Annotated in this window: 25 protein-coding genes; 12 read left to right on the forward strand and 13 right to left on the reverse strand. The window is 60.5% G+C overall.

The genetic code is table 11. The annotated features are described in order from the left end of the window. Window positions 1–2 precede the first annotated feature (2 nt). Genes pdeM through CAK95_RS05645 form a run of 3 tightly spaced genes read right to left on the reverse strand, consistent with a single transcriptional unit; the run spans window position 3 to window position 4,279 of the window. Complete coding sequence (pdeM, locus tag CAK95_RS05635; protein WP_086087041.1) at window positions 3–740, reverse strand: ligase-associated DNA damage response endonuclease PdeM; 738 nt, start codon at window positions 738–740, stop codon at window positions 3–5. Window positions 741–742: 2 nt separating this feature from the next. Continuing rightward, a complete protein-coding gene (locus CAK95_RS05640) occupies window positions 743–3,304 on the reverse strand; it encodes a ligase-associated DNA damage response DEXH box helicase (protein ID WP_086087042.1) in 2,562 nt (853 codons plus the stop codon). 9 nt (window positions 3,305–3,313) lie between these two features. Further along, a complete protein-coding gene (locus tag CAK95_RS05645) occupies window positions 3,314–4,279 on the reverse strand; it encodes a class I SAM-dependent methyltransferase (RefSeq protein WP_086087043.1) in 966 nt (321 codons plus the stop codon). Between the two features lie 53 nt (window positions 4,280–4,332). On the opposite strand from CAK95_RS05645, the gene CAK95_RS05650 reads away from it, so the two are divergent. From CAK95_RS05650 to CAK95_RS05660, 3 genes are all read left to right on the forward strand, one after another. Further along, window positions 4,333–5,379 carry a ligase-associated DNA damage response exonuclease gene (locus CAK95_RS05650; protein WP_086087044.1) on the forward strand — a complete coding sequence of 349 codons (1,047 nt, stop codon included), beginning with the start codon at window positions 4,333–4,335 and terminating at the stop codon, window positions 5,377–5,379. Continuing rightward, complete coding sequence (locus CAK95_RS05655) at window positions 5,376–7,046, forward strand: cisplatin damage response ATP-dependent DNA ligase (RefSeq protein WP_086087045.1); 1,671 nt, start codon at window positions 5,376–5,378, stop codon at window positions 7,044–7,046. The genes CAK95_RS05650 and CAK95_RS05655 overlap by 4 nt, the downstream gene beginning before the upstream one ends. An 88-nt stretch (window positions 7,047–7,134) precedes the next feature. Further along, the gene (locus tag CAK95_RS05660; protein WP_245303780.1) at window positions 7,135–7,470 is read left to right on the forward strand and encodes a DUF6460 domain-containing protein; all 336 of its coding nucleotides are present in this window, start codon (window positions 7,135–7,137) and stop codon (window positions 7,468–7,470) included. 108 nt (window positions 7,471–7,578) lie between these two features. On the opposite strand, the gene CAK95_RS05665 is transcribed toward CAK95_RS05660, so the two are convergent. Beyond that, window positions 7,579–8,676 (reverse strand): quinone-dependent dihydroorotate dehydrogenase, encoded by a 1,098-nt coding sequence (locus tag CAK95_RS05665; protein WP_086087046.1) that lies wholly within the window; start codon window positions 8,674–8,676, stop codon window positions 7,579–7,581. Between the two features lie 281 nt (window positions 8,677–8,957). On the opposite strand from CAK95_RS05665, the gene CAK95_RS05670 reads away from it, so the two are divergent. Beyond that, on the forward strand, window positions 8,958–9,587 hold the full coding sequence (locus CAK95_RS05670) for a S24 family peptidase (RefSeq protein WP_086087047.1): 630 nt from the start codon (window positions 8,958–8,960) through the stop codon (window positions 9,585–9,587). 66 nt (window positions 9,588–9,653) lie between these two features. On the opposite strand, the gene CAK95_RS05675 is transcribed toward CAK95_RS05670, so the two are convergent. Both CAK95_RS05675 and CAK95_RS05680 read right to left on the reverse strand, forming a co-directional pair. Beyond that, a complete protein-coding gene (locus CAK95_RS05675) occupies window positions 9,654–11,276 on the reverse strand; it encodes a lysine--tRNA ligase (RefSeq protein ID WP_425349672.1) in 1,623 nt (540 codons plus the stop codon). A gap of 76 nt (window positions 11,277–11,352) precedes the next feature. After that, complete coding sequence (locus tag CAK95_RS05680) at window positions 11,353–12,270, reverse strand: transporter substrate-binding domain-containing protein (protein ID WP_086087048.1); 918 nt, start codon at window positions 12,268–12,270, stop codon at window positions 11,353–11,355. A 308-nt stretch (window positions 12,271–12,578) separates the two neighbouring features. On the opposite strand from CAK95_RS05680, the gene CAK95_RS05685 reads away from it, so the two are divergent. Further along, window positions 12,579–14,348, forward strand: coding sequence for a glycosyltransferase family 2 protein (locus tag CAK95_RS05685; protein WP_157699552.1), 1,770 nt, complete (start codon window positions 12,579–12,581; stop codon window positions 14,346–14,348). On the opposite strand, the gene CAK95_RS05690 is transcribed toward CAK95_RS05685, so the two are convergent. Then, window positions 14,339–14,935 carry an SCO family protein gene (locus CAK95_RS05690; RefSeq protein WP_086087050.1) on the reverse strand — a complete coding sequence of 199 codons (597 nt, stop codon included), beginning with the start codon at window positions 14,933–14,935 and terminating at the stop codon, window positions 14,339–14,341. The two genes, CAK95_RS05685 and CAK95_RS05690, sit on opposite strands and share 10 nt — an antisense overlap. A 40-nt stretch (window positions 14,936–14,975) precedes the next feature. Beyond that, window positions 14,976–15,143 carry a hypothetical protein gene (locus CAK95_RS29575; protein ID WP_183044304.1) on the reverse strand — a complete coding sequence of 56 codons (168 nt, stop codon included), beginning with the start codon at window positions 15,141–15,143 and terminating at the stop codon, window positions 14,976–14,978. Between the two features lie 223 nt (window positions 15,144–15,366). Here CAK95_RS29575 and CAK95_RS05695 point away from each other — a divergent pair, with 223 nt between their 5' ends. Both CAK95_RS05695 and CAK95_RS05700 read left to right on the forward strand, forming a co-directional pair. After that, complete coding sequence (locus CAK95_RS05695; protein WP_086087051.1) at window positions 15,367–16,107, forward strand: TerC family protein; 741 nt, start codon at window positions 15,367–15,369, stop codon at window positions 16,105–16,107. 92 nt (window positions 16,108–16,199) lie between these two features. Further along, window positions 16,200–16,469 (forward strand): hypothetical protein, encoded by a 270-nt coding sequence (locus tag CAK95_RS05700; protein ID WP_086087052.1) that lies wholly within the window; start codon window positions 16,200–16,202, stop codon window positions 16,467–16,469. Between the two features lie 162 nt (window positions 16,470–16,631). On the opposite strand, the gene CAK95_RS05705 is transcribed toward CAK95_RS05700, so the two are convergent. Then, entirely contained in the window at window positions 16,632–17,051 is a 420-nt protein-coding gene (locus CAK95_RS05705; RefSeq protein ID WP_086087053.1) for a CBS domain-containing protein, read from the reverse strand. A gap of 204 nt (window positions 17,052–17,255) precedes the next feature. Next, window positions 17,256–19,271: an acyltransferase family protein gene (locus tag CAK95_RS05710; RefSeq protein WP_157699554.1), complete on the reverse strand. Its 2,016-nt coding sequence runs from the start codon at window positions 19,269–19,271 to the stop codon at window positions 17,256–17,258. A gap of 251 nt (window positions 19,272–19,522) precedes the next feature. Between CAK95_RS05710 and CAK95_RS05715 the strand changes: the two genes are divergently transcribed. Both CAK95_RS05715 and CAK95_RS05720 read left to right on the forward strand, forming a co-directional pair. Beyond that, the gene (locus tag CAK95_RS05715) at window positions 19,523–19,741 is read left to right on the forward strand and encodes an alkylphosphonate utilization protein (RefSeq protein ID WP_086087055.1); all 219 of its coding nucleotides are present in this window, start codon (window positions 19,523–19,525) and stop codon (window positions 19,739–19,741) included. Between the two features lie 229 nt (window positions 19,742–19,970). Continuing rightward, window positions 19,971–20,255, forward strand: coding sequence for a hypothetical protein (locus tag CAK95_RS05720; protein ID WP_086087056.1), 285 nt, complete (start codon window positions 19,971–19,973; stop codon window positions 20,253–20,255). A 74-nt stretch (window positions 20,256–20,329) separates the two neighbouring features. Here the strand turns inward: CAK95_RS05720 and CAK95_RS05725 are convergent, their stop codons facing one another. Further along, on the reverse strand, window positions 20,330–20,980 hold the full coding sequence (locus CAK95_RS05725; protein ID WP_086087057.1) for a DUF1236 domain-containing protein: 651 nt from the start codon (window positions 20,978–20,980) through the stop codon (window positions 20,330–20,332). Window positions 20,981–21,191: 211 nt separating this feature from the next. Between CAK95_RS05725 and CAK95_RS05730 the strand changes: the two genes are divergently transcribed. Together CAK95_RS05730 and CAK95_RS05735 are read left to right on the forward strand one after the other, a co-directional pair. Next, window positions 21,192–21,383 carry a hypothetical protein gene (locus tag CAK95_RS05730; RefSeq protein WP_086087058.1) on the forward strand — a complete coding sequence of 64 codons (192 nt, stop codon included), beginning with the start codon at window positions 21,192–21,194 and terminating at the stop codon, window positions 21,381–21,383. 270 nt (window positions 21,384–21,653) lie between these two features. Then, window positions 21,654–22,064: a hypothetical protein gene (locus tag CAK95_RS05735; protein WP_086087059.1), complete on the forward strand. Its 411-nt coding sequence runs from the start codon at window positions 21,654–21,656 to the stop codon at window positions 22,062–22,064. Between the two features lie 71 nt (window positions 22,065–22,135). On the opposite strand, the gene CAK95_RS05740 is transcribed toward CAK95_RS05735, so the two are convergent. After that, on the reverse strand, window positions 22,136–22,645 hold the full coding sequence (locus CAK95_RS05740) for a DUF1993 domain-containing protein (RefSeq protein WP_086087060.1): 510 nt from the start codon (window positions 22,643–22,645) through the stop codon (window positions 22,136–22,138). 234 nt (window positions 22,646–22,879) lie between these two features. On the opposite strand from CAK95_RS05740, the gene CAK95_RS05745 reads away from it, so the two are divergent. Beyond that, entirely contained in the window at window positions 22,880–24,304 is a 1,425-nt protein-coding gene (locus CAK95_RS05745; protein ID WP_086087061.1) for an APC family permease, read from the forward strand. A 46-nt stretch (window positions 24,305–24,350) separates the two neighbouring features. Here CAK95_RS05745 and CAK95_RS05750 read toward each other — a convergent pair whose 3' ends face one another. Beyond that, window positions 24,351–25,487: a cobalamin-independent methionine synthase II family protein gene (locus CAK95_RS05750; protein WP_086087062.1), complete on the reverse strand. Its 1,137-nt coding sequence runs from the start codon at window positions 25,485–25,487 to the stop codon at window positions 24,351–24,353. Between the last annotated feature and the right edge of the window lie 56 nt (window positions 25,488–25,543).

Genomic DNA, 25,543 nt, shown 5'->3' on the forward strand with positions numbered 1-25,543 from the left:
AGTCACCCCGGCAAACAACGCGAGGCATCGACGGCATAGAGCCGGGTTGCACCAAGCATATGGGCCCGGAAGGTCAGCGCGCCGAACACAGTCATGAAAGCTGCGGCACGAATATTCAGCCCGCCCGTGAAGGCGCCGAAGGCCGGCATCACCATGCGCTCGCTGTCGATCGCAAAGCACTTGCGGCTGATCGAGCGCCCGCTGGCACTGATGCGCGCCATCGGATGCAGGTGGCCGGCGATCTCGCCAGCCTGCCCCTTCGGCTCATGCCGGAAGGTGAGCCCACCGACATTCATCTCCGGCGTGAATACGCCGCCGATGCCAACCGCCGGATCGGGATCATGATTCCCGGCAATCCAGACCCAGTCGCGGCCGTTCTGCAACGCGTTGACCGCCTCGCGATCGACATCGCCAAGCCGCTGCGGCCCGTCGCCGTCATGAAAGCTGTCACCGAGCGCAAACACCGCACGGGGCCTGTAGCGCATGATGACTTCACACAGACGTGCCAACGTCGCCGCCGTGTCGTATGGTGGAAGCAACGCACCATATCGCGCAAAGCTGGAAGCCTTTTCGAAGTGCAGATCGGCAACGGCCAGGATGCGTTCCGCCGGCCAGTAAATGACCCCGCCGGGATCGACCACGAGATGCGCGCCTGCCAGCTCCACCTCATCGACCCTGTAATCCGGGCCATTAATCGGCGACGTCGCAACCACTTCAATTCCCCCTCGAGACGTGGCCATGTTCACGACATGGCCTCCCTGACAAGCTCGTCCGCAGTCTCTGCCAGGAGTGCGTCCGAAGCTTCCCCATAAACCGTCTCGCGACCAATCTCGAGCATGACCGGCACCGCAAGCGGCGAAACATGTTCCAGCGGCTTATGAATGATTCGTCCCTGAATACGGGAGAGCATTTCCCCAAGTCGCTTGATATCGAGCAGACCTGTTGCAGCATCGGCACGCGCCGCGCGCAACAGCAGATGGTCTGGTTGATGCTTACGCAATACGTCGTAAATGAGGTCCGTTGAAATCGTCACTTGTCGTCGCGTCTTTTCTTTTCCGACTGAACGTCGCTCGATCAAGCCTGCAATAATGGCATTTGTTCGGAAGGTCCGTTTCATTAACGCCGATTCAGCAAGCCATGCTTCCAGATCATCACCAAGCATGTCTTCGGCAAACAATTCCGTGAGCGAAAGATCGCCGCGTTTGATTGCAAGGCTAAGATCGCCAAGCCCCCACACCGCCAAAGCGTATTCATTGGCAACGAAACCCAATGGCCGCATGCGCGCGCGCTCGAGCCGCCGTGTCAGCAGCATACCAAGCGTCTGGTGCGCCAGCCGTCCTTCGAACGGATAGCAAACAAGATAATTTTTTGTTGCACGCGGAAATGTTTCGACAAGCAACTCGCGCGGGCCGGGCAATACCGACCGCCACGTCTGGATTTCGAGCCATTCCCGCACCGGTTGCGGCAGCGGCGCCCATTGCGCCGGGTCGGCAAGAATGTCGCGCACGCGGGACGCAAGATAGGTCGAGAGCGGAAACTTGCCGCCTTCATAGGACGGCACTTTCGGATCGTCGTCATGCGCGCGCGAAACGTAAACCTCGTCTTCGACCATTGTTTCATAACGGAGCACTTCACCGGCAAACACGAAGGTGTCGCCGATGCTCAGCATCTCGATGAAATATTCCTCGACTTCACCGAGGATGCGTCCGCCGCGTCCGATCGGACCGCTCCGTCCGCTGCCGACAGCGCGCGAGCGCACAAGGCGCACTTTCAGCATCGAGGCTTCGACGATGGTGCCGACATTCATGCGATAGGCTTGCGCGAAACGCGGATGCGTGACGCGCCAGCGGCCATTCTTGTCCTGCCTGATCTTGGCGAAACGCTCATACGCTTTCAGCGCGTAACCGCCCGTGGCGACGAAATCGACCACGGCGTCGAAATCGGCACGCGTGAGGTCGCGATAAGGTGCAGCATTCCGCGCTTCGTCGAACAGCACATCGGCATCGAACGGCTCGCCGCAGGCGGTGCCGAGCACGTGCTGCGCCAACACATCGAGCGCGCCGGTGCGCAAGGGCGGCGTATCCTGCGCCTGTTCCGCCACCGCCTGGATGGCGGCGCGGCATTCCAGCACTTCGAAACGATTGGCCGGCACAAGGATGCCGCGCGACGGCTCATCGAGACGGTGATTGGCGCGGCCGATCCGTTGCAGCAGCCGCGACGAACCTTTCGGCGCGCCGACATTGATGACGAGATCGATATCGCCCCAGTCGATACCGAGATCGAGCGACGACGTACACACCACCGCCCGCAGTTTCGACTGCGCCATCGCAGCTTCCACCTTGCGGCGCTGAGCCACATCGAGCGAGCCGTGATGCAGGGCGATCGGCAGGTCGTCCTCGTTGATGCGCCAGAGCTCCTGGAAGATCAGTTCGGCCTGGCTGCGGGTGTTGACGAAGACCAGCGTCGTCTTGTGCTGCTTGATGAGTTCATAGATCTGCGGATAGGCGTGACGCGCGGTATGGCCCGCCCAGGGGATGCGCGCGTCCGGATCGCGCGTATCCGGCTCCAGCATGGTCACATGCGGATCGGCACCGCCCTTGGCGACGACGAGATCGGCCATCGCCGCGCCGGCCTGCGGCACGAGATAGCGGCGCAAGTCATCGGGTTCGGCCACCGTCGCCGACAAGCCGATGGTGTGCAGGCCAGGCGCCAGGCGAAACAGCCGCGCCAGTCCGAGCGACAGGAGATCGCCGCGTTTTGACAACACCAGCGCATGCAATTCGTCGAGGATCACACGCTTGAGCGTGCCGAACAGGTACGGCGCGTCGGCGGAAGCGAGCAGCAGCGCCAATTGCTCCGGCGTCGTCAGCAGGATGTCGGGCGGGTCCTTGCGCTGGCGCGTGCGCTTGGAGACGGGCGTGTCGCCGGTGCGGGTCTCGATCCGGATCGGCAGGCCCATCTCGGCGACGGGTGTTTCGAGATTGCGGGCAATGTCGACGGCCAGTGCTTTCAGCGGCGAGATGTAGAGCGTGTGCAGTCCTTGCGATCGCTTGATGTCGCGGCCGGTCGAAACGAGCGTCTTGGCTTTTGCGCCGCGTTCGCTGAGCTCCACCAGCGTCGGCAGAAAGCCGGCCAGCGTCTTGCCGCCACCGGTCGGCGCGATCAGCAGCACCGATTTGTCCTGCCGCGCGCGCGCCAGCAATTCGAGCTGATGCGGCCGCGGTGTCCAGCCGCGCGACGAAAACCAGCGCGCGAAAGCTTGCGGAAGTTCGGTGGGTGGCGCGACTGGATCGAGCAGGGTCACGCTTGAAGTCTATCGTTGCGATAACGGCGAAGGCGGGGCGAGGCCCGCGATCACAAGCAGGCCCGGCACCGGCTGGTCCGCTTCCATGCGGGTGGAAACAGGGGCGAGGTGCAGAACCGTCATGCCGGCAGCTGCGATGGCCTCGCGCACGTGCTTCTCTCCATGGGCGTAGCGCAATTTGGGACCGAGCAGGACCCCGTCATTCGGATGCGTTTCGACGGTGAAGGCGAACAGCCCGTCAAAGGCCAGGACCTGAGCGGCCATCGTTGCAATCAATGTCAGGTCCGCGCAATAAACGAAGACATCGGCAGCCACGATCAGGTTGAAACGCGCATCGGCGCGCGCGCGCTCGTCCAGGCTTTCGGTCAGGTCGCCGACATCGAGCCGGTCATAGAGGCTCTTCTTGCGCGCCTGCTCGATCATGCCGGGCGAGAGGTCGACGCCCTCCATCCAGTCAACCACCGGCCGGAATGCGTCTCCCGACAGGCCGGTGCCGCAGCCGAGATCGAGCATCGTGCCGAACTGCACCGGTCGCTTGCGGTCGCGGCACGCAGCCTCAACAGCCTGCGCCAGCATTTGCGGCGCCGAATAGGATAAGGCCGCCAGCGCATCGTCGAATTTCCGCGCATATTGGTCGAACACCGAGCGCACATAGTCCGCCGACATAGCATGCCCGCCAATGTCCAGTAGCCGCAGCCGCAATCCGGCGCCGTGACGGTCCGCCGGATCGGCCTTGAGTGCTTCCTCAAATGCCGTCACCGCGCCCTCGCGTTGCCCCGCGACTTCGCGCGCATCGCCAAGGTCGAACCATGCCGCCGCAAAGCCCGGTTGCAGCTCCACCGCCTGTTCCAGAAGATCGATCGCGGCAGGAAGATCGCCATCGCCGCGATAGGCGCGCGCCATCTCGTAGCGGCGGTCCGCCAGCAGATCGCCGGACGATGAAAACACCTTTGTTTCGTGCAATGCCTGTCTCATCTAGTACCACCGTACGAGCTCGCGAAATGGCCCCGAAAGCCTATCTGTAAAAAATGCGTCCCGAAGACCTGCTTTTGCCGACACCGTCCGGCGTTTGCTGCAAGCTTGGTGGCTTTTACATCGACCCGACCCGGGCGGTCGACAAGGCTCTGATCACGCATGGCCATTCCGACCATGCGCGGGCCGGCCATGGCGCAGTGCTGGCAACGCAGGAAACCCTCGACATCATGCGCCTGCGCTATGGCGACAACTTCGCCGGTTCCACGCAGGCGATCCGCTATGGCGAAACCGTCACCTTTGGAGGCGTCACCGCTACCTTCCATCCGGCCGGTCATGTGCTGGGTTCCGCCCAGATCGCGGTTGAGCGCAAAGGCTGCCGGATCGTGGCGTCGGGCGATTACAAGGACGTGCCCGATCCGACCTGCACGCCGTTCGAGCTGGTGAAGTGCGACGTGTTCATCACCGAGGCGACCTTCGGACTGCCGGTGTTCCGCCATCCCGACCCGGATGAGGAGATCGGGAAGCTCTTGCATTCGGTGTCGCTGTTTCCCGATCGCGCGCATCTCGTCGGCGCATACTCGCTCGGCAAGGCACAACGCGTGATCGCGCTGATCCGCAAGGCCGGCTATCGCGAGCCGATCTATCTGCATGGCGCGATGGAAACGCTATCGCGCTATTATCAGGAGCGCGGCATCGATCTCGGCGACCTGCCGCTTGTCCGCGACAAGAAGAAAGCCGAGCTGGCCGGCACCATCACGCTCTGCCCGCCGTCGGCATTGAAAGAAGTCTGGTCACGCCGCTTCCCCGATCCGGTTACCTGTTACGCTTCCGGCTGGATGCGCGTGCGGGCCCGTGCGCGGCAGAGCCTCGTGCAATTGCCGTTGGTGATTTCCGACCATGCTGACTGGGATGGTCTGCGCGCGACGGTGATCGCAACCGGCGCCAGCGAGATCTGGGTGACGCATGGACAGGAAGACGCGCTGGTTCACTGGTGCGACACCAGGGGGTTGAAAGGACGACCGCTTGATATCGTCGGCTATGGCGACGAGGACGAAACGGATGGTGTCTCGGACGAAGGCGAAGCGGGCAATCCCACATGAACCGCTTCGCCGAATTGCTCGACCGCCTCGCCTACGAGCCCGGCCGTAACAACAAGCTGCGGCTGATGACGGACTACTTCCGTCACACGCCCGATCCCGAACGCGGCTATGCGCTCGCCGCGCTCACCGGCAATCTCACATTCCAGTATGCCAAGCCCGGCATGATCCGCGGGCTGATCACCGAGCGCGCCGATCCGGTGCTGTTCGCACTCTCGCGCGATTTCGTCGGCGATACGTCGGAAACGATTGCGCTGATGTGGCCGGTGCCGGAGGCGCGTCCAAACTTCATTCCGTCGATCAGCGACGTCGTGACGACACTCAACACGCTCGGCAAGGCGCAGCTTCCGGCGCAGATCGCGCGCTGGCTCGACGCTCTCGACGAGACAGGACGCTGGGCGCTGCTCAAGCTGGTCACCGGCGCATTGCGCGTCGGCGTTTCCGCCCGCCTCGCAAAGACGGCGGCGGCGGCACTTGGCGACAAGGACGTCACCGAAATCGAACTGATGTGGTCCGGCCTCGAGCCGCCGTATACCGATCTCTTCGCCTGGCTCGAGGGCCGCGGCGATAAACCGTCGACCACCGATCCGGCGCCGTTCCGACCGGCGATGCTGGCGCATGCGATCGAAGACACCGATTTCGAAAAGCTTGATCCCGCGAACTACATGGCCGAGTGGAAATGGGACGGCATCCGCGTTCAGGCTTCTGCCGGCGTCAACGAACACGGCGACCGTATCGTGCGCATGTATTCGCGCACCGGCGAAGACATCTCGAAAGGCTTTCCTGATCTTCTGGACTCGCTGAACTTCAACGGCTCGCTCGATGGCGAACTCCTGATCCTGCGCGATAACCGCGTGCAAAGCTTCAACGTCCTGCAGCAGCGCCTCAATCGCAAAGCGGTCACGCCGAAGCTGCTGCTCGAATATCCCGCGCATCTGCGTGCCTACGATCTTCTGTTCGATGGCAGCGACGATCTGCGCGAATTGCCGTTCGAGGAGCGGCGCACGCGCCTGCAATCCTTCATCGCCCGCCACGCGCATCCGCGGCTCGATCTTTCGCCGCTCGTCGCATTCAAGACCTGGCCGGAGCTCGCCGCAGCACGGGCCGATCCGGCATCAGCCGGCGCCGGCGAGGACGCCAATGCCGTCGAAGGCATCATGCTCAAGCGCAGGGATGCGCCCTATATGCCCGGCCGTCCGAAAGGACTCTGGTGGAAATGGAAGCGCGACCCGCTGACCGTCGATGCCGTGCTGATGTATGCGCAGCGCGGCAGCGGCAAGCGCTCGTCCTATTATTCCGACTACACCTTCGGCGTCTGGAGCGTGATCGACGGCACCGACACACTGGTGCCGGTCGGCAAAGCCTATTTCGGCTTCACCGACGAGGAATTGCTGAAGATCGATAGATATGTCCGGAACAATACCGTGGAGCGTTTCGGCCCGGTACGCGCTGTCAAATATGGCCCGGACGAAGGCCTGGTGCTGGAAGTGGCGTTCGAGGGCCTGCAGCGCTCCACGCGCCACAAATCCGGCCTCGCCATGCGTTTTCCACGGATCAACCGGCTGCGCTGGGACAAGCCGCCGCGGGAAGCCGACCGTCTCGAAAACCTTGAAAAGATGCTAGAAGGAATGGAGATGGGCCGCAGCGCCTTGCAGGCGGCTGCGCCATGATTAGATGACGTCGCGTTTGACGGGCGAATGATACCGTTAACGCATTAACGAAGCTCATGTCGTCATGGGCATGGAGGCAAAGATGTCGATGAACGATCCCAGGGCTTCAACCACTGAATCCAGAGGGTCGTCTGCGCACCCGCGCGCTCAAGGCAGCGACTCGCTGACCCGCTTCTTCGGCGGCTCACCACTCGGCGTGCTCGGCCGGCTGGTGCTGCTCTCGATCCTGATCGGCTTCGTGATGCATGCCTTCGGCCTCAACCCGTTCAATATCATCGAGAGCATCCGCCACCTGATCGAGACGATCTGGAATCTCGGCTTCGATGCGCTCAACTGGCTGTGGCGCTACTTCCTGCTCGGCGCAGTGATCGTGATCCCGGTGTGGTTGATCATGCGTCTCGTCAACGCGCCGCGGGGCAAATAACCTCTCGCATCATTTTCCGTTCGTCCCCGCGAAAGCGGGGACCCAGCGTTTCTGGATTGCCGCTTTCGCGGGAATGAACGGAGAGAGTAGCGTTTGCGAAGACGATGTCTAAACCGGCCAATCCTGCGCGGTGATGTCCGCTGCATCAACGCCTGTCAGATCGGCAAGCGATTGGTGCCGCCCCTGTTTGAGCGCATCGAGCAGACCGCGCTTGATCTCCGGCAACAATGCGAGCCCATGAAACACCAGCGCACTGTAAAGCTGGATCAGTGTCGCGCCGGCCTTGATTTTGGCCACTGCAGCCTGGCCTGAATCGATGCCGCCGACACCAATGATCGGCATCGCGCCTTCCAGCCGCACATAAGTCTCCGCCAGCATCCGCGTCGACAGGGGGAACAGCGGCTTGCCGGACAAGCCGCCCTGCTCGATCGCCTTCTCACGCTCTCGCAACGACGGCGGACGGCTCACCGTCGTGTTGCCGACGATCATGCCGTCGACCTTGCGCCGGCGCGCGACGCCGACAATGTCGTCGAGATCGCCGAGCGAAACGTCCGGCGCGATCTTCAACAGCAACGGCGTCGGCCCGGCATTGGCGATGACGCGATTGCGCGCTTCGATCACACGCGCCAGCAGATCGTCGAGGCTTTTCGACTCCTGCAGATTGCGCAGGCCCGGCGTATTCGGCGACGACACATTGACAGTGATGTAGCTCACCACCGGCGCAAAGGCCTCGACCAGCCGCACATAATCCGCAGCCCGATCCTTGGTGTCGCGATTGGCGCCAATATTGATCGCGACGATGCCGCCGCGATTGGCCCGCGCCGCCAGCCGGCGCAACACCTCGGCTTCGCCATCGTTGTTGAAGCCGAGCCGGTTGATCACCGCCTGATCGGCATCGAGACGAAACAGGCGTGGCTGTGGATTGCCGGCCTGCGGACGCGGCGTCACCGTGCCGACCTCGACGAAACCAAAGCCGAGCCGCAGCAGGGCGTCCGGCACCTCGCCATTCTTGTCGAAACCCGGCGCAACGCCGACGGGATTGGGAAAATTCAGTCCGAAGGCGCGCACTCGCAGCCGCGAATCGTCTGACCGCGCCGGAGGTAACGGGGTCCATTGCAAGGCCCGCAGCGCCAGCCGGTGGGCATCCTCAGGCTCAAAAAAACGCTGGAAAAAAGGACGTGTCAGGCGCTCGAACAGGCCAATCACCGTGGGAAAACTCCGAAAGAAAGCAGGCCAACCTCGATCACGATGACTTTGGATCGAATCGATCCAAAGTCATAAACGTGATCGATTTTAATACGTTAGCGCATGATGTCGTCCGAAAACCGCTTCGCACTTTTCGGCATCATGCTCTAGCCACGCAGGACGCGAGCGACAAGAAACGGAAAGAGCAGACTAGACATGACTCGCAAAAGGCACTAATTCCTACCTTTAGGTAGGACAATAGTCACACCGGACGCGACCCGTCCACCGCCAGGGCGAACGCCATGCTGACGCATGCACAGATATGGACTGCCATCGACCGGCTCGCGGCGCGTGCCGGCTTGTCCGCGTCGGGTCTTGCCAAAAAGGCCGGACTCGATCCGACCACATTCAACAAGTCGAAGCGGGTGACGCCGGATGGTCGCGCACGCTGGCCATCGACCGAATCGGTCGCCAAATCACTGGCCGCGACCGGGACCAGCATCGAGACGTTCATCGCGCTGATTTCCGAAACCGCGCGTCCGATCACGCAAGGCCTGCCGTTGATTGGTTTTGCCGAAGCCGGCGCCCGCGGCTATTTCGACGATGGCGGCTTTCCGGTCGGCAAGGGCTGGGATGAAGTCGATGTTCCAGCGCTGAAAGACGAGCATGCTTATGCGCTGAAGGTGTCCGGCGATTCCATGCTGCCTGCCTATCGCAAGGGCGATGTGATCGTGGTGTCGCCGTCCGCTCCCGTTCGCCGGGGCGACCGTGTTGTCGTCAAGACGACCGATGGTGAGGTGATGGTGAAGCAACTCGCGCGTAAGACGGCAAAGACCGTCGAATTGCAGTCGTTCAACCCCAGTCACCCCGATCGCACGCTGGCGATGTCGGACGTGCTGTGGATCGCACGGATATTGTGGGTCAGTCAGTAAGCCGCCCCCTTCATCATGGCCGGGCTTATCCCGGCCATGACAACGGATAGTGACCATCTCAAATCATTAAGCCGACCGCGCCAGCGCACCATCGATCATGTCGACCGTGTTCTGCAATCCGTAAGCGGCGACGAAGGTGCCGAAGCGCGGACCCTTCTCCTGCCCGAGCAGCACTTGGTACAGCATGTTGAACCAGTCGAGCGAGACACCTGGCCGGCCATCTTTGCCCTTCTTCTTTTCGTCGAGATAAGGCTCGCGACGGCCGATCTCGTAGACAACATTCTGGATGTCTTCCGCGCTCGAATCGCCAGCCAGATTGGACAAGGCATCGCGCAGATCGGTCAGCGCCTTGCGATCGTCCGCGTTCGGCTCGCGGAACTTCTTTGTCGGCGCAACGAAGTCGCGATAATAGTTGATCGCATAGCCGACCATGGCATCGAGCTTGGGATGCGTCTGCGGCGTCACGCCCGGCCGATAGCGGCCGATGAAGCCCCATAGCGTCTCGGCATTCTCGGCATTCGACGACGACACCAGCGTCAGCATGAGCTGGAAGGTGAGCGGCATGTCGGCCTTCGGCGGCTCGCCCGAATGGATATGCCAAACCGGATTGCCAAGCCGCTGCTTGCCGTCCTGGCGCTGATAGCCATCGAGAAACTGGAAATACTCATCGACATTGCGCGGGATCACATCGAAATAGAGCCGCTTCGCCGCCTTAGGCTCGCGATACATGAACAGCGACAGCGATTCCGGCGATGCATAGCGCAGCCATTCCTCGATCGTCAGGCCGTTGCCTTTCGATTTCGAAATCTTCTGGCCCTTCTCGTCGAGGAACAGTTCGTAATTGAAGCCTTCCGGCGGCGTGCCGCCGATGGCGCGATTGATTTCGCCGGACAATTTCACCGAGTCGATCAGATCCTTACCGGCCATCTCATAGTCGACGCCGAGCGCAAGCCAGCGCATGGCCCAGTCTGGCTTCCATTGCAGTTTGCAATGGCCGCCCGTCACCGGTGTGGTGATGCTGTCCTTGGTGTCCGGGTCTTCGTAGGTGATCGTGCCGGCTTTCGCGTCATGGGCGGTGACCGGCACCTGCAATACGATGCCCGTCGTCTGCGAGATCGGCAGGAATGGCGAATAGCTCTGCGCCCGCTCTTCGCGCAGCGACGGCAGCATGATCGCCATCACCTTGTCGAAGTTCGCGAGGACCTGCAGCAGCGCCTTGTCGAAACGGCCAGACGTGTAACACTCCGTCGCCGACAGGAACTCGTAGTCAAATCCGAAGGTGTCGAGGAAGGCACGCAGCCGCGCGTTGTTGTGCGCGCCGAAGCTGGCATGTGTGCCGAACGGATCGCGCACGCGAGTCAGCGGCTTGCCGAGATCCTGCGCCAGCAGCTCCTTGTTTGGGACGTTGTCCGGAACTTTCCTCAAGCCATCCATGTCGTCCGAGAACGCGATCAGCCGGGTCTTGATCTTATCGTCGGTGAGCACGCGAAAGGCGTGGCGCACCATGGTGGTGCGCGCTACTTCGCCGAAGGTGCCGATATGCGGCAACCCCGACGGACCATAACCGGTCGAGAAGATGACTTCGTCCTTCGGCTTCTTCTTTAGCCGCGCAACGATCTTGCGCGCCTCCTCGAACGGCCAAGCGCCGGATTGTTCGGCCAAGGAACGCAGATCGTTAGCTTCAGTCACAGACACATCCTTCTCCGGCGCGGACACTTATTGCTCGCGCCCTTACCCGTCAATTTTTTGCACGCCAAAGACGGCGTTAAAACGGATTTACTGGGAAATAGCGGAGCCACAGGTCGGCGAAGCGCCCCTTCTCCCACAGGCGATACAGCGCCCAGTTCAGTGCCTGGCGGACGGTCTCGTTGCCCTTGCGAACCGCAATGCCGACGCCCTCGCCGAAATAGCGGCTCTCGAAAAACGGCCCGCCGGCAAAGGCGCAGCAATTCTCCGAATCCGTCCCGTTGAGCCAGAACGACAAGGCGATGCCATCGCCGAAGACGTAATCGATCTCGCCCCGGCGCAGGGCATCGCGCGCGGCATCGGCGGTGAGATACGCCACCGGCTGGGCCTCGGTGAACAGCGTCTTCAGATAGGCTTCGTGCGCACTGCCGCCAACCACCCCGACCTTCTTACCCTCGATCTGCTCAGGGATCAGGTTGGGCGTCGCCAGCTTGTGCGCCGTCACGAAGCGGGCCGGCACCCGGTAATAAGGATCGGTGAAATCCATCACTTTGCGCGTCTCAGCCGTGACGGCGATGGAGGCGATCACCGCCTCGCCGCGATTTTCATTCAGGGCCTGGATCAGCGTGTCAAAGCGACGCATCTGGATCGTGCAGGTGATCTTCAGCTCCTCGCAGATCAGCCGCGCCAATTCGACATTGAAGCCGACCGGATTGCCGTCCGCGCCCGCATAATTGAATGGCGGATAATCGGTTTCGGTCATGAAACGGATTTGCGACAGACGCGACAGGTCCGGCCGCTCGGGGCGGCGCTTCGGGTCCCAGAAGCCGGGGAAAGGCGATGGCGCCGGCGGCAGCTCCGAATGGGGCTGCACATGCGGTTGCGCGAGGGCGACCGACGGCACAAACCCCGGAGCCAAGAAACTAGCCACCCCGGCAAGCACCAGCGCCCAAACTTTAGTGTGGTAACTGGCTAGGGAAATCGACCATACTCGCATGTGTTGTTCTGCCTGAATGTCTCGCCTTTTTATAGCGAGCCACGAATACGTATTAGCATCTGTTTCGGTCGTGCGGGGGCGGCATGGCGTGGCGTGAGTTTGCGGTCAAGGCCGGGCTCGGGGGTACGGACCTTGGGGCTGTAGAGCTCGGGGACCCTGTCCGATCCCAGCGGGATGCATTCGAGTCGACGTGGCGCGGAATAAGGCCTGGCTTCGATGCTATCCGGATTCGTCACCGCCTCGCCCCCTGCCCGGAAATCGATTGTGTTCGTCACCTCATCCATCCAGCGCATATCGCGGCAGCCGAATTGCGCGCCGCAGAGATCCGCACCGGCGCCGACCGCGTCCTGATCGCTGAAGGAATTCTGACGGAGCACGAGTATGTCCACGCCTTTGCCTTTCATCACGGCATTATACTGGACACGCTGGCGGACGTGCCGCGCAGCGCCTGCACGCTGAATGATGAAGCGCTTCTGGAAAGTCTTGCAAATGGCCTGCTGCCGCTTTGCCTCAATGGTGAGTTCATCTGGATCGTTGCTCCGTGGCAATTATCAGCGCGTTTTCTTCTCAATCATCTACAACGCCACCAACAGGACCGATCCCGCCTGCGTATCACCACGATGGAATGGTTGCGCGACTTTATCCACCGCGAAACAGATGTCGCGATCGCTTGCAAGGCCGCATTCGATTTGCGCGCGACGCGGCCGGACCTTTCAGCCGGTACGACGCGAAGCCGCAGGCCTCTCGCGTTTTTCGGGGTTGGCCTTGCGGTCATGCTTCTCCTTGCCGGTCTGCAAACCAGTCTTACAATCGTTGTCGATCTCGCGCTTGCTTTCATTTTCCTCAGTTGGAGCGGTCTGCGCGTCTTCGCTATCTTTCTCTCATCGGTTCCCCAGCAATTGGCGCCTGTCCGTGACGATGCGGCCCTGCCGCTCTATTCGGTGATCGCCGCAATCTATAACGAAGCAGAATCCGTTCCGGCACTCATCGAGGCACTGAAGCGGATCGACTATCCAAGAGAACGCCTTGATATCAAAATCGTGGTCGAACGCGACGATACGCTCACGCGCCACGCGCTCAATCAGCTCAACCTTGCGGCGCCCTTCGAAATCGTTGTTGCACCATCTGCCGGCCCGCGCACCAAACCGAAAGCGCTGAATGCTGCGTTGCCCTTCTCGCGCGGGCAATATGTCGTCGTCTACGACGCGGAGGACCGGCCAGACCCGTTACAGTTGCGCATCGCGCTGGCCGCATTCGAATCCGGCGACGTACGGCTCGCCTGCGTGCAGGCGCGCCTCACGATCGACAACACCGAAGACAGTTGGCTAACGCGCCTGTTCACCGCCGAATATGCCGGTTTGTTCGATGTCTTCCTGCCGGGCCTTGCGGCCTTCCGCATGCCCTTGCCGCTCGGCGGCACATCGAATCATTTCCACACTGCCACTTTGCGCAAACTCGGCGGATGGGATCCTTATAATGTCACGGAAGATGCCGATCTCGGCATTCGCCTCGCGCGGATGGGCCTGCACACCACCGTGATTCCATCATCCACACACGAGGAAGCACCGGCCCGCGTCGCCGCCTGGATCAAGCAGCGCTCACGATGGTTCAAGGGTTATCTGCAGACCTGGGCCGTACACATGCACAATCCGCTCAAGCTCTGGCACGATCTCGGCGCCGCGGGCTTTGTTGTGTTTCAGATGGTAGTGGGTGGCGCCGTCCTCGCCGCGCTTGTGCATGGTGTTTTTATCGGCGTGCTGACCTGGCAATTGGCATCGGGCCTGTTCTGGCCTGCAAAATCTGGCGTCTTAGAAATGATGTTTTTGGGCCTGTATGTCACGACGTTGACAATGGGCTATGTACTGTCAGCCCTGCTCGGTTTCATCGGCCTGTCACGGCGTCGGGCGCTCGACAGCGTCTGGTATCTGATCTGGACACCCTTATATTGGCTGCTGCTGTCCACCGCCGCCTGGTATGCGATCTATCAATTGATTCGCGCACCCTACCACTGGGAAAAGACCCAGCATGGGCTCGCGCGCAATTCGCGGCGCGCGATGTCAAAAGAGGCTTACAAATAACGCTTCAGATCGGTCGCAGCCTCTTCCGGCTTTCGCTTCAGGTTGAATGGCGCGATGAATTGCCCGTCCTTGTTCATGAGATAAACTAGCGCGGTATGGTCCATCGTGTAACCACCGCCATCGAGCGGCACCTTCTTGGAATAGACGCGATAGGCCTTTTCCATAGCTGCGACCGCGGCAGGATCGCCGGTCAATCCGCGCAGGCGCGGATCGAAGCTCGACAGATATTCTTTCATCACGGCCGGGGTGTCCCGCTCGGGATCGACTGTCACGAAATAGGCACCGACTTTGTCGCCATCGCGGCCCAGGGCCTTGTAAAGCTCGGACATATCGAACAGTGCCGTGGGGCAAACATCCGGGCAATGCGTGAAGCCGAAGAAGATCAGCGATGGCTTGCCCTTCAACACCTCTTCCGTCACGGCCTGTCCGTTCTGATCGACAAGCTTGAACGGACCGCCGATCGCCGATGGCGTGGCAATCTGTACGGGTGTCCGTCCCACAACCAAGAGCAGCGCACCGGAAATGACCAGCAGGCCCGCCAGAAAAGCGCCGATGACGGTGACGATGCGAGTGGTTTGTGGGGTCATGGTCAGGTCCGAAGATAAACGCGGCTCTTTCGCTGGGTCATCAGAAACAAGCCGCAATGCCGGAGCGGACGATCTCGAAAAACACCGCCGTGCCGTAATAGACCCAGAGCGCGCAGGCAACTGCCAGCAGCACGCCCAACACCGCGCTCACGGCGGCGAGCGGCCAGATAGTGCGGCGAGGTGCCGCAGTAGGGAGTGTGCCTGCCATCCCTGTCAAATAAGCCGGTCTTTGGGCCGGATCAACAGCGCTCCCGCGAATTGCCGGGCTTACCCGGAGCCGATTGACATCGTTTCGTTACGAGAGCTTCGGAAAAGTGCCAGTGACAACAAGACCAACCAGCCCGCAACAGTTATGCTTTAAGACTAAAATCCGCAGACTTCGTTCTTAACACCTCTCCCTGCCCGCCTCTTTCAAAAGGCCGCCGCTCATCATGGACAGCCTCGTGACACTCGCCGCCGATCCCGCCGCATGGGTCGCCCTCGTGACTCTTGTGGTGATGGAGGTGGTGCTCGGCATCGACAACCTGATCTTCATCGCCATCCTGACCAACAAGCTTCCGGCCCACCAGCAACAGCGCGCGCGGGTCATCGGCATCGGGCTTGCCCTCATTCTGCGGCTGGCCCTGCTCGGCACAGTGGCATTCATCGTCCAGCTGACAACCCCGATCTTCACCGCCTTCGGACACGGCTTCTCATGGCGCGACTTGATTCTGCTCGCCGGTGGATTGTTCCTGGTGTGGAAGGCGACGAAGGAAATCCATCACAATGTCGATCCCGATCCAGGACCGGACATGTTCGACACGAAAACCGCCTCGCTTGGCTTCGCCTCCGCGATCGGCCAGATCCTGCTTCTTGACCTGGTCTTCTCGATCGACAGCATCATCACCGCGGTCGGAATGACCGATCACGTTCCGATCATGGTGACCGCCGTCATCATTGCCGTGCTGGTGATGCTGCTGGCGGCAACGCCATTATCGAACTTTATCAGCCGCAATCCGACCGTGGTGATGCTGGCGCTTGGCTTTCTCTTGATGATTGGCATGGCGTTGATCGCGGAAGGCTTCGGCGCGAAAATTCCGAAGGGCTATATCTACGCGGCGATGGCGTTCTCGGCTTTTATCGAGCTTCTTAATATCATGGCGCGCAATGCGCGGAAGAAGGCGGAGACGTAAATACGACGTTTTACAGCCCGCCAAAGTTTGCCGCACTATGGAACGGTGACGTCTGGCAGCGTTTATCTCCGAGACCAACCGGAGATAAACCTATGACCTACGATCCTGATCGCGACGCCCGCGCACCGGACGATGTGAACCCCAACCGACGCCCCTATGAACGCAGAGCCGGCGGAAGAAGCATGGGTCTGGTGCTGGGTCTCATTGCTCTTTTACTGGTCGGCGGATTTCTATTTTACAGCATGAGGGACGCCAACGATATCGCATCGGATAACCGGCCGACGGCGTCTCAATCGGATACGACCGGCACGGCCTCCGGCGGAAAAACGGAGCCGACAAATCCGGCCCCGGCAAAAGAATGAACGGGACGCTTTACGAGTTAGTGAGAGCGCAATCTCTCGCTTATCCCCGCCAAGGGGCGGCGAACTTCAGTCGGCTGTTGCCGGGTTGGATGGCAGGCGCCAGTGCGAAACCAGCGCAGGGGACGAGCGAATATGAAAATCCGCTCGCCCGTTCGAGGCCTATCAGCCGTGATGCGCCGACACCGCCTTCGTCACTTCGGCCGTGAGTTTTTGCGAAGCGGCATGCGAGATGTCGCCGAGCGAGATGATGCCGACCATGCGCTTGCTCTTGTCGATCACCGGCAGGCGGCGGATCTGCCGGATCTCCATCAGGTCGGCCGCCCTGTTGACATCGTCGCTGTCTTGGCACCAGACGATGCCTGGTGTCATCACGTCGCGCGCGGTAAGTTGCTCAATGCCGCGGCCGTTGGCCACGCCCTTGCAGCAGATGTCGCGGTCGGTGACCATGCCGATCAGCTTGTCGTTCTCACCCACCGGCACCGCGCCGATGTCGCTCTTGCGCATGCGTCGGGCAATCTCGGTGATCTTGGTGTCGGGGGACACCCATTCGCAACCTTCATGCATCGCGTTTTTTACTTTCATGGTGGCGCTCCTTGTATGTGTATGCAGCCGCGCAGGCGCGGCGCCGTGCTCCCCCCATGTTGTGCGAAATGCAATTGTCGGCCCGCGCGAAGCGCTTGTCCATCCCCTGACTCCGCCCCTTGGCGCGCGGGAACTCGTCGCACTGGAACACGCGCCTACGCGCGGGAACAATGCTGCACGGGGCCACAGGCGCGCGGCGGCTGACTATTGTTTCGCCAAAAGGGCCGACAAGAGCGCGGGTTTCAATCGCCCGATCAAGAAGGCCGAGCCTTCATTCGTCAGATGAGCATTGTCCCGGAAGAAGGGAAGGCCGTTGTCTCTGACCACGCAATGCGTCGAGTCGCAGAATGAGATTTTGGGATCGAGTATCGTCAGGCCGGGAACCGATGCACCGACATTGACGATCATCGCATCGATCGCGGCTGTCTTGTTGCGGGCGCTTTCGAGGCTCTGCGGCACACATTTCGGATCGGCGTCGCCGAATTGCGCGGCACATTTCGCCGTGTCGATGCCGGTATTGTAAGCCGATGATACGATGACGACGGGGCGTTCATCCGCGCCGAGTGCTTCCAAGCTGTCACGCAAGTGCGTCTCAATCCAGGCGATGTAGTCTCTACCGCTGCCCTCGAACGGCTCGCCGGACCCCGCCAGTCCGATCTCGCGATTATAGCCACCGTAATTGCCGGCGAAGATCACCGGATGCCGATCGCGCGCGAGCTGGTTGAATGCATCCGCAACATTCCTCGCGCAAGTGCGATCGGGAACACCGCGCTGAAAGCGTTGCGTGCCGCGCAGGAATAGGCAGCCATGATCGTAGATGGCAATGCCGCGAATGCCGGCCTCCTTGAACAGACGGTCGAGCCCGTAGACGAGATTGAGCGCATGGCTGTCGCCCACCAGATAAACGATCTTTTGTGATGCTGGATCGCCGAATGTGCAACGGCTTCGCGCACTGCTGCAAAGATCGCCGGCAAAGCTGAGCTCTCCGGCCGCCTTCTGCACACGGTCTCTGCTCATGCGGTCCGGAAATCCATTGCGCGCGATTACGATGCCACTGATGCAAAGCGTCAGAGCCGGCACAACAAGGAAAGATGCAAAGAGCGCTGCCTGCCGCTGCGTGACAAACGCCTCCAGTCTCGCGCCGATTGAGCGCATGCCGATGCTGCCGACAAATAGCCATGAGATCTTGGGCTCGTTCGAGACGCGGTAGAAGCGCTCGACGAAGATATAGAGCAGCGCGCCGAGCAGGATGGAGACGATCAGCAGACCCAGCAATTCAGATAGCGTTGGCGGCACGACGATCCATGTCCGGTACAGCACGATCAGCGGCCAATGGACGAGATAGACCGAGTATGAAATGCGGCCGAGAAGACGAAGAGGCTGGGCTGACAATGTTTTGTGCCAAAAGCCGTCATGGCCTGCGATCAGCAGCAGAGCGGTTGCAAGGCAAGGTAACAGCGCATTCGCTGCTGGCCAGGGGGTCCGGACATCAAAGAGTACGATGGCGGCGATCAGCAGCGCCGCCCCGATGAGGCCGTAAACCATGGATTGCGGCCTCGACGGCCGTGCAGCAAGAAGAAAAACCGCGGCGCCAATCGCAAACTCGAAGATGCGGAATGGCATCATGTAGAAGGCAAGATATGGCGCTCGGCCCGTGAAAAGGGCGCTCGCTGCCAACGACAGAAGGCCAAGCGAGATGACGCCTCTGGTCAAAGTCTTTTTGCCGCCTGCAGCCAGCAGGATCAGGAAAGCAGGCCAGATCAGATAGAATTGCTCTTCAACGCTCAGCGACCAGACATGCAGGAGCGGGTGCAGCAGACTACTCTCGTTGAAGTAGTCAACCGAAAGCAAGAAATGGATATTTGCGACGCCCAGAAGCGATGCGATTGATGACCAGGCGAGCGCTTTGAAATCGCCGGGTGTCAGTAGCCGCCAGCTGACGGCCAGGGTGATGGCCACCGTCACGGCCAGCGCGGGAAACAGCCGCCGGATCCGGCGCCAGTAGAAGGAAAGAAACTGAAATTTGCCGGCCTCGGCTTTGAGGATCTGTCCCGAGATCAGATAGCCGGAGATGACAAAGAAAATATCGACGCCGGCAAAACCGCCCGGCGCCCAGGATGGGTCGAGATGGAACAGCAGAATCGGCAGGATCGCCAAGGCCCGCAGGCCCTCGATATCGGTCCGAAACGTGTCGATCTTTGAAGCAGGTGCGAAAGGCAAGGGACAGCCGATGGAGCTCGATCAATCGTAAGGCGCCGAATTGTATAGAGCGGCGTCATATACACCAAATTACAAAATGTGACTCACGGATGGGGCGCGCGCTCGTACCCCATCTCAGCTCTGGCCGGGGACAGTTTTTGTGTCCGATCCACTGCCTTCGCGGGAACGAGCGGCAACGGGAAGGTGCCATTTGCTGCCGATCCCGGCTATAGACTGAAATCCTGCGATTCCAACTTCTTGAAAGCCTTCCCATGACCGACGAGACCCGCGACAGCAACGGCACCATTCTCAATGACGGCGACTCAGTGACGCTGATCAAGGATCTAAAGGTGAAGGGCACGTCAGAGACACTGAAGCGCGGCACGCTGGTGAAGAATATCCGGCTTACCGGCGACACCGGCGAGATCGAATGCAACACCAAGCAGGTGAAGGGACTCGTGCTGAAGACGGCCTTTCTGAAGAAGGCCTAAGGAAATCCCCGCTGATGCAGGAATGCGTTTTTTGCTTTCCTTTTTTCAGTGACGGACAGTTAGAGGGCTGTTGCAAAACGCGACATGTTGCATCGCGCTCGCTGAACGGACGTTTATCTGCGCTCACAAAATCTTTTGTCGCATGCATCAAATCGCATTTTCTTTGCCGCAATCCGGTGGAAATTCGAAACGACAATTTGCACATCTCGAACGTTAGGGAGATGCGCTCATGGTCAACTTCAAACGTGCCGTCGTTTGCGCTGCGGCTGTCGGCTTCCTTGCGCTGACAAGCGCAGCCTCGGCGATGCCGGTCGGGCAACTTGGCTCCGACAGGAATGCGGCGACAGCGGATAGCGGCGTGCAAAAGGCGCGCTGGGTGTGCGGGCCTTACGGCCGGTGCGTGTGGCGGCCGAACTACTACCGGCCTTATCCGTATTACGGCTACGGCTATTACGCGCCACGGCCGCGTTACTATGGCTATTATGGTTACGGCCCGCGCTGGCGCCGCTGGTAACATCACGACAGAAATGAAAATGGCCCGGCGCTTCTGCCGGGCCATTTTCGTTCGGATGATGCCGAAGCAATCGATCAGCGGAAGACGTAGACGATGCGCCGTGTCGCCGGATCGACCAGCACCGGCTGTCCGTCGTTCAGGTAGACATATTGATATCTGTAGTCAGGCACGGGTTGCAATTCGACCGTACGTGGCAGAGCGGCGCCGACAAAGACTTCACGTTCCAGCGTGACGGGCTCGAGCGGATTGTTCGTCACATAGGTGCCGACAGCCGGCGGCGGTGTCACGACCGCGCCAGGCGCCATCGCATAAGCGCCACGTGCGGCGTCGATCTCGGCATTGATCACGGGTTCGGCATAGGCAGCACCCGTCGTGCCGTAGCCATAGGCTGGTGCGCGATAGCTCACGGTCGGCAATGCGCCCGGTGCCAGCGGCGCCGGATCGGTCACCACAACCTGACGGTTATTGCCGGGGCTGAGCGTCATATATTGTGAATAGGCCCAGCCCTGGATGCCGCGGAAATTCACCTGGCACCAGAGGCTGCCTTCGACGCAGCCAATCACGGTGGCGCGGCGGTTGGCACCCATATTGCCGATGATCGGATGTTCCGGTCCGGGGCCGGAGCGGATATTGAGATCGGTCGTTGCGGTGGCAATGGTTTGGGCCTGCGCGGCGCCGATCATGGCCAGCGACGCGACGGCGGCAGACAAGGCGATGCGCTTCATGGGTTCCTCACAGGAGTTGGAGGCGGATGCAGGCCCAACGCCGCAGAAAATCGATCGTTCCGGTGCAACAAGCCGCCGAAAGCAGCGACTGGAGTGGGGCCGTGCGCACATTTTCGTTACGTTTTAACGACTCGTTTGATCTCCCTCAGGGCCGGACGCGCGAAGCCAGCGCAAATCATGTAAATTGATGTATCAATGAGGGAGACGCGCCGTGATCGGCTGGCTGGTACGCCTGATTTTCATCCCGTCCGGCATCATCGCCGGATGGTTCGTGGCGAAGGATGCCCCGAATTTCAGCGCCGTTCAGCTCGTAGTCGGGCTGTTGCTGATATTCTTCATCGTGCTGGTGATGATCATCGCCGCTCGTCTCGACGACATGCAGGGCAAGAGCACCGGCGATTGATGTCGAATCACTTACGAGTGCCGTGACGAGCTGAACGCGATTGGTTTCGTAATCGGCGCCAAGACCTGTAAAACTTTTATCGATGCGCAAAGGATGCATTTCAAATCAATGCATCGCCAGGATGCTTTTCATTATGCATGTTCAGCAAAGCGTGATGACCGGTAACGGCCCGGCGCTTTGAATGGTGCTATCGTCCCGATCGGAGCAGGTGCCCCCACGATGCTCCCTTTCGGTTCTATTCGGTTTGAGTGTCATGCGTAGGAGGACATCATGCGCAAAGCTTTGATGATCGTAACCGCCGCGGCCAGCATCGCGACAGCAACCATCGCTGCACCGAGCAGCGCACAGGCGCGTTGCTATGGTTGCTGGGCGGGTGCGGGACTTGCAGTAGGTGCCATTGCCGGCGCTGCTTTCGCCAGCGCGGCATATGGCGGCTATGGCTATGGCGGTTATGGCTACGGCTATGGTTACGGCGGCTACGGCAATCCGTATTACGGTGGCGTCTATTATCGCCCAGCTTATTATGGTGGCTATTATCGTCCGGCTTATTACGGCGGCTACTACCGTCCTTACTACAGGACTTATTACGCCGCGCCGCGCTATGTCGGCTATTGGGGCGGTCCGCGCTTCTGGCCGGGTTATGCCTACGGCTGGCGCCGTCCGGTCGGCTATTATTGGTAAGCTGGAATCGGATCTGGCAGATACTTCAAAAGGGCGGATGAAAATCCGCCCTTTCGGTCTTTGCGCCTCGATCAATCCTTCAGCCGCAGATAATCCATCTTGCTGAGCGGTACGCCCTTGTGCCGCAGGATGTCGTAGGCAGTGGTGACATGAAAGAAAAAGTTCGGCAGTGCGAAGGTGAACAGATAAGAGCTGCCGCTGAAGGCCGGGGTGAAGTCGCGCAGTTTGAGTTCGATCGTCCTGGTCTCGAGGCCGTCGAGCTGCGCTTCCTTGAAGCCGTCGATGTAGGTGATCGTCCTGTCGATCCGCGTATATAACTCCGCGAAGGTCTTTTCATCGTCTTCCAGCTTCGGTGATGGCGTGCCGGTGATCCGCTCCATCGCCAGCTTCGACGTGTCGCTGGCGCGCTGCACCTGACCGGCCAGTGTCAGCATGTCGGATGCGAGCCGCGCTTCTACAAACGACACCGGATCGGCACCTGTGTCCCTGGCATGGGCCTCACCCTTGCGCAGTACATGTGACAAGGTCGTCAGCCCGCGCACGAAGACCGGGACGGAAGCCTGATAGATCGAAATGGGCATGGAACGCTTTCCTCAAAAAGGCCAAGGACCGCGATCTATGGTGGGGGTGGCGCGGGTCAAGGGAACAAAGAGGCCGCAACAAAAAATGCGGAAGGCGTTGTTTCCAGGACGCCACACGCTAAGCTTCCAATTGTCGCGGTTCAGAAATTTGCTCCACCAGTTGCAGCGCGTCCTTCAAGCGAAGTTCTGAACCGCCAGACCAATACCGCCCATTTCTGCGAAAAGGACGTCCGCATGACAGTTCTCGCCGAAGGCCAGATGAGCCATGACGCCGTGGCGGAGCAGCCGGAACTGAAGCGGGTGATGGGGCCGTGGCTGCTGCTCCTGTTCATTGTCGGCGACATCCTCGGCACCGGTATCTATGCGCTGACAGGCCAGGTGGCGAAGCAGGTTGGCGGTGTGGTCTGGCTGCCCTTTCTCGTGGCCTTCGTCGTCGCGCTGCTGACAGCCTTCTCGTATCTCGAACTGGTCACGAAATACCCACGGGCTGCGGGGGCCGCGCTGTATACGCATCGCGCCTTTGGTATTCACTTCTTCACCTTCATCGTTGCTTTTGCGGTGATGTGTTCCGGCATTACCTCCTCGGCCACGGCGTCGCGTGCCTTCGCGGCGAATTTCTCGCAGGCCTTTGGTCTCAATCTCGCCGGTACCATGGGCATCACGCTGATCGGGCTCGCTTTCATGGCGTTGGTGGCAGCGATCAATTTCCGCGGCGTCGGCGAAAGCGTGAAGACGAACGTGGTGCTGACCTGTGTGGAATTGTCGGGCCTGCTGATCATCATCTTCATTGGCCTGTGGGCGATCGGGGCGGGACAAGGCGACGTTTCGCGCGCGTTCGAATTCCGCACGTCGCCTGACACCAGTTTCGTCTGGCCGGTGATTGCGGCAACGACGCTCGCCTTTTTCGCGATGGTCGGCTTTGAGGATTCCGTCAACATGGCGGAAGAAACGAAGGACCCGACCCGTATCTTCCCGAAGATATTGCTGGCCGGGCTGTTCATCACCGGCGCGATTTATGTCCTGGTTTCGATATCGGCAATCACGCTGGTCTCACCGGCCGAACTCGGCACCGGCGAAACGCCGCTCCTGAAAGTTGTGCAGGCTGGCGCGCCGAATTTCCCAGTCTGGATTTTTGGTTTTATCACCATGTTTGCAGTGGCGAACTCCGCGCTCATCAACATGCTGATGGCGAGCCGGCTGGTCTATGGCATGAGCCGGGAGCATGTGCTGCCGGGTGCGCTCGGCAAGGTGCATGTGACGCGGCGCACGCCTTATGTCGCCATCGGCTTCACCACATTGCTTGCTTTTGTACTCATCACCTTTGTCGGCGAAATCCCCGCACTCGGTGGCACCACGGCGTTGCTGCTACTCTGCGTGTTCACGGTCGTCAATGTTGCGGTGCTGGTGCTGCGCAAGGACCGTGTTGAACACAAGCATTTCAGGACACCAACGATCGTGCCGGTGTTGGGCGCACTGACCTGCGCATTTCTCGTTGGGCCGTGGACTGGCCGCGATCCGGCGCAATACCGGATTGCCGGCGTTCTGCTTGCAATCGGTGTTGTGCTGTGGGTGGTGACGGTGTTCGTCAACCGCACCACCGGTGTGAAGCCGACCGATCCGCTGATGCAGGACATCGGCGGAAGCGGGCCGCAGAATTAGTTCGTTTCCGCTTATTCCTGGGCTTTCGCGTGACGAGCGGTTACATTCAGTTAAATTTCAGCGCCTGCGTCGCCAGCGCCGCACCGTCCACCAGCGCGCGCAACTTGGCCCAGGCGATCTGCGCATGGGTGCGTTCGCCGAAGCCGCAATCGGTCCCGGCAATGACGTTCTCCTTGCCGACGAGACGCGCATATCGCTGGATGCGTTCGCTCACGAGTTCGGGATGTTCGATCGTGTCGGTGGCATGCGCGACGACACCGGGAATGAGGATCTTGCCCTTCGGCAGACGGACGTTTTCCCATACATGATATTCGTGCTCGTGGCGCGCATTGGCGCCCTCGATCAGGTAACCCTGCGCCTTCACACGCAGCAGGACATCGACGATATCGTATAGCGGAATATCGAAGGCATGGGGCCCGTGCCAGCTTCCCCAGCACAAGTGATAGCGGATACGTTCTTCCGGGATATTACGAAGCGCGTGATTGAGCGCGGCGACTCGAAGCGAGCAATATTTGATGAATGCATCGAGTCCCATTTTGACGCCGATGCGATCCCATAACGCGACAAGCCACGCATCATCGACCTGCACGATGAAGCCGGCATTGGCGATCATCTCGTATTCGGCGCGCATCGCTTCAGCAAGCGCGAAGACGAACTCTTCCGTCGTCTTATAATAGGCGTTGGTGTGATAGGGCTCGAGACTTGCTGGCGCCGTCGTCGTCAGGAAATAATCCTCCAGGTCATTGCCGGCGATCGACTGGCGATACAGATCGAGCTCCTTCTGAAGTGTCGCCTGTCCGGCATAAGCGATGGGGCCTGTGCAGACCCACCGGTTGCGGCGCACGGCCGGTGCCTTCTGCGTGACGTAAAACAGCGTCCCGCGTTCGGCCGCGTATCGATAGAAATCGCCAAAGACCTCACGATCGCGCCCCTGCCCAATCAGCGGTGGGCTGGAATCCTTGGCGACTTCAAATCCGCTCAGCCGTCCGTCGATATAGCTGAGCCAGTCGCCGCCCTTGGTGAATTCACCCTCGTTGACGATGTCGAGCCCCGTCTCTTGCTGCGCAGCAATGATGGCCGAAATATCGGCCGAAACGGGTAATTGGCCCGCAGATGCGGCTTCACCGCGGCCCGGCAAGCTGCCAACATGCGTGGTCAGGATTTTTGTCGTGCTGCGCCGCATGCAAGCGTCTCCTCATTCCTTGACGTCCATAGCGACCCGCCGCAAGCGCCATTGAT

The organism is Pseudorhodoplanes sinuspersici (assembly GCF_002119765.1).
GTDB lineage: Bacteria > Pseudomonadota > Alphaproteobacteria > Rhizobiales > Xanthobacteraceae > Pseudorhodoplanes > Pseudorhodoplanes sinuspersici.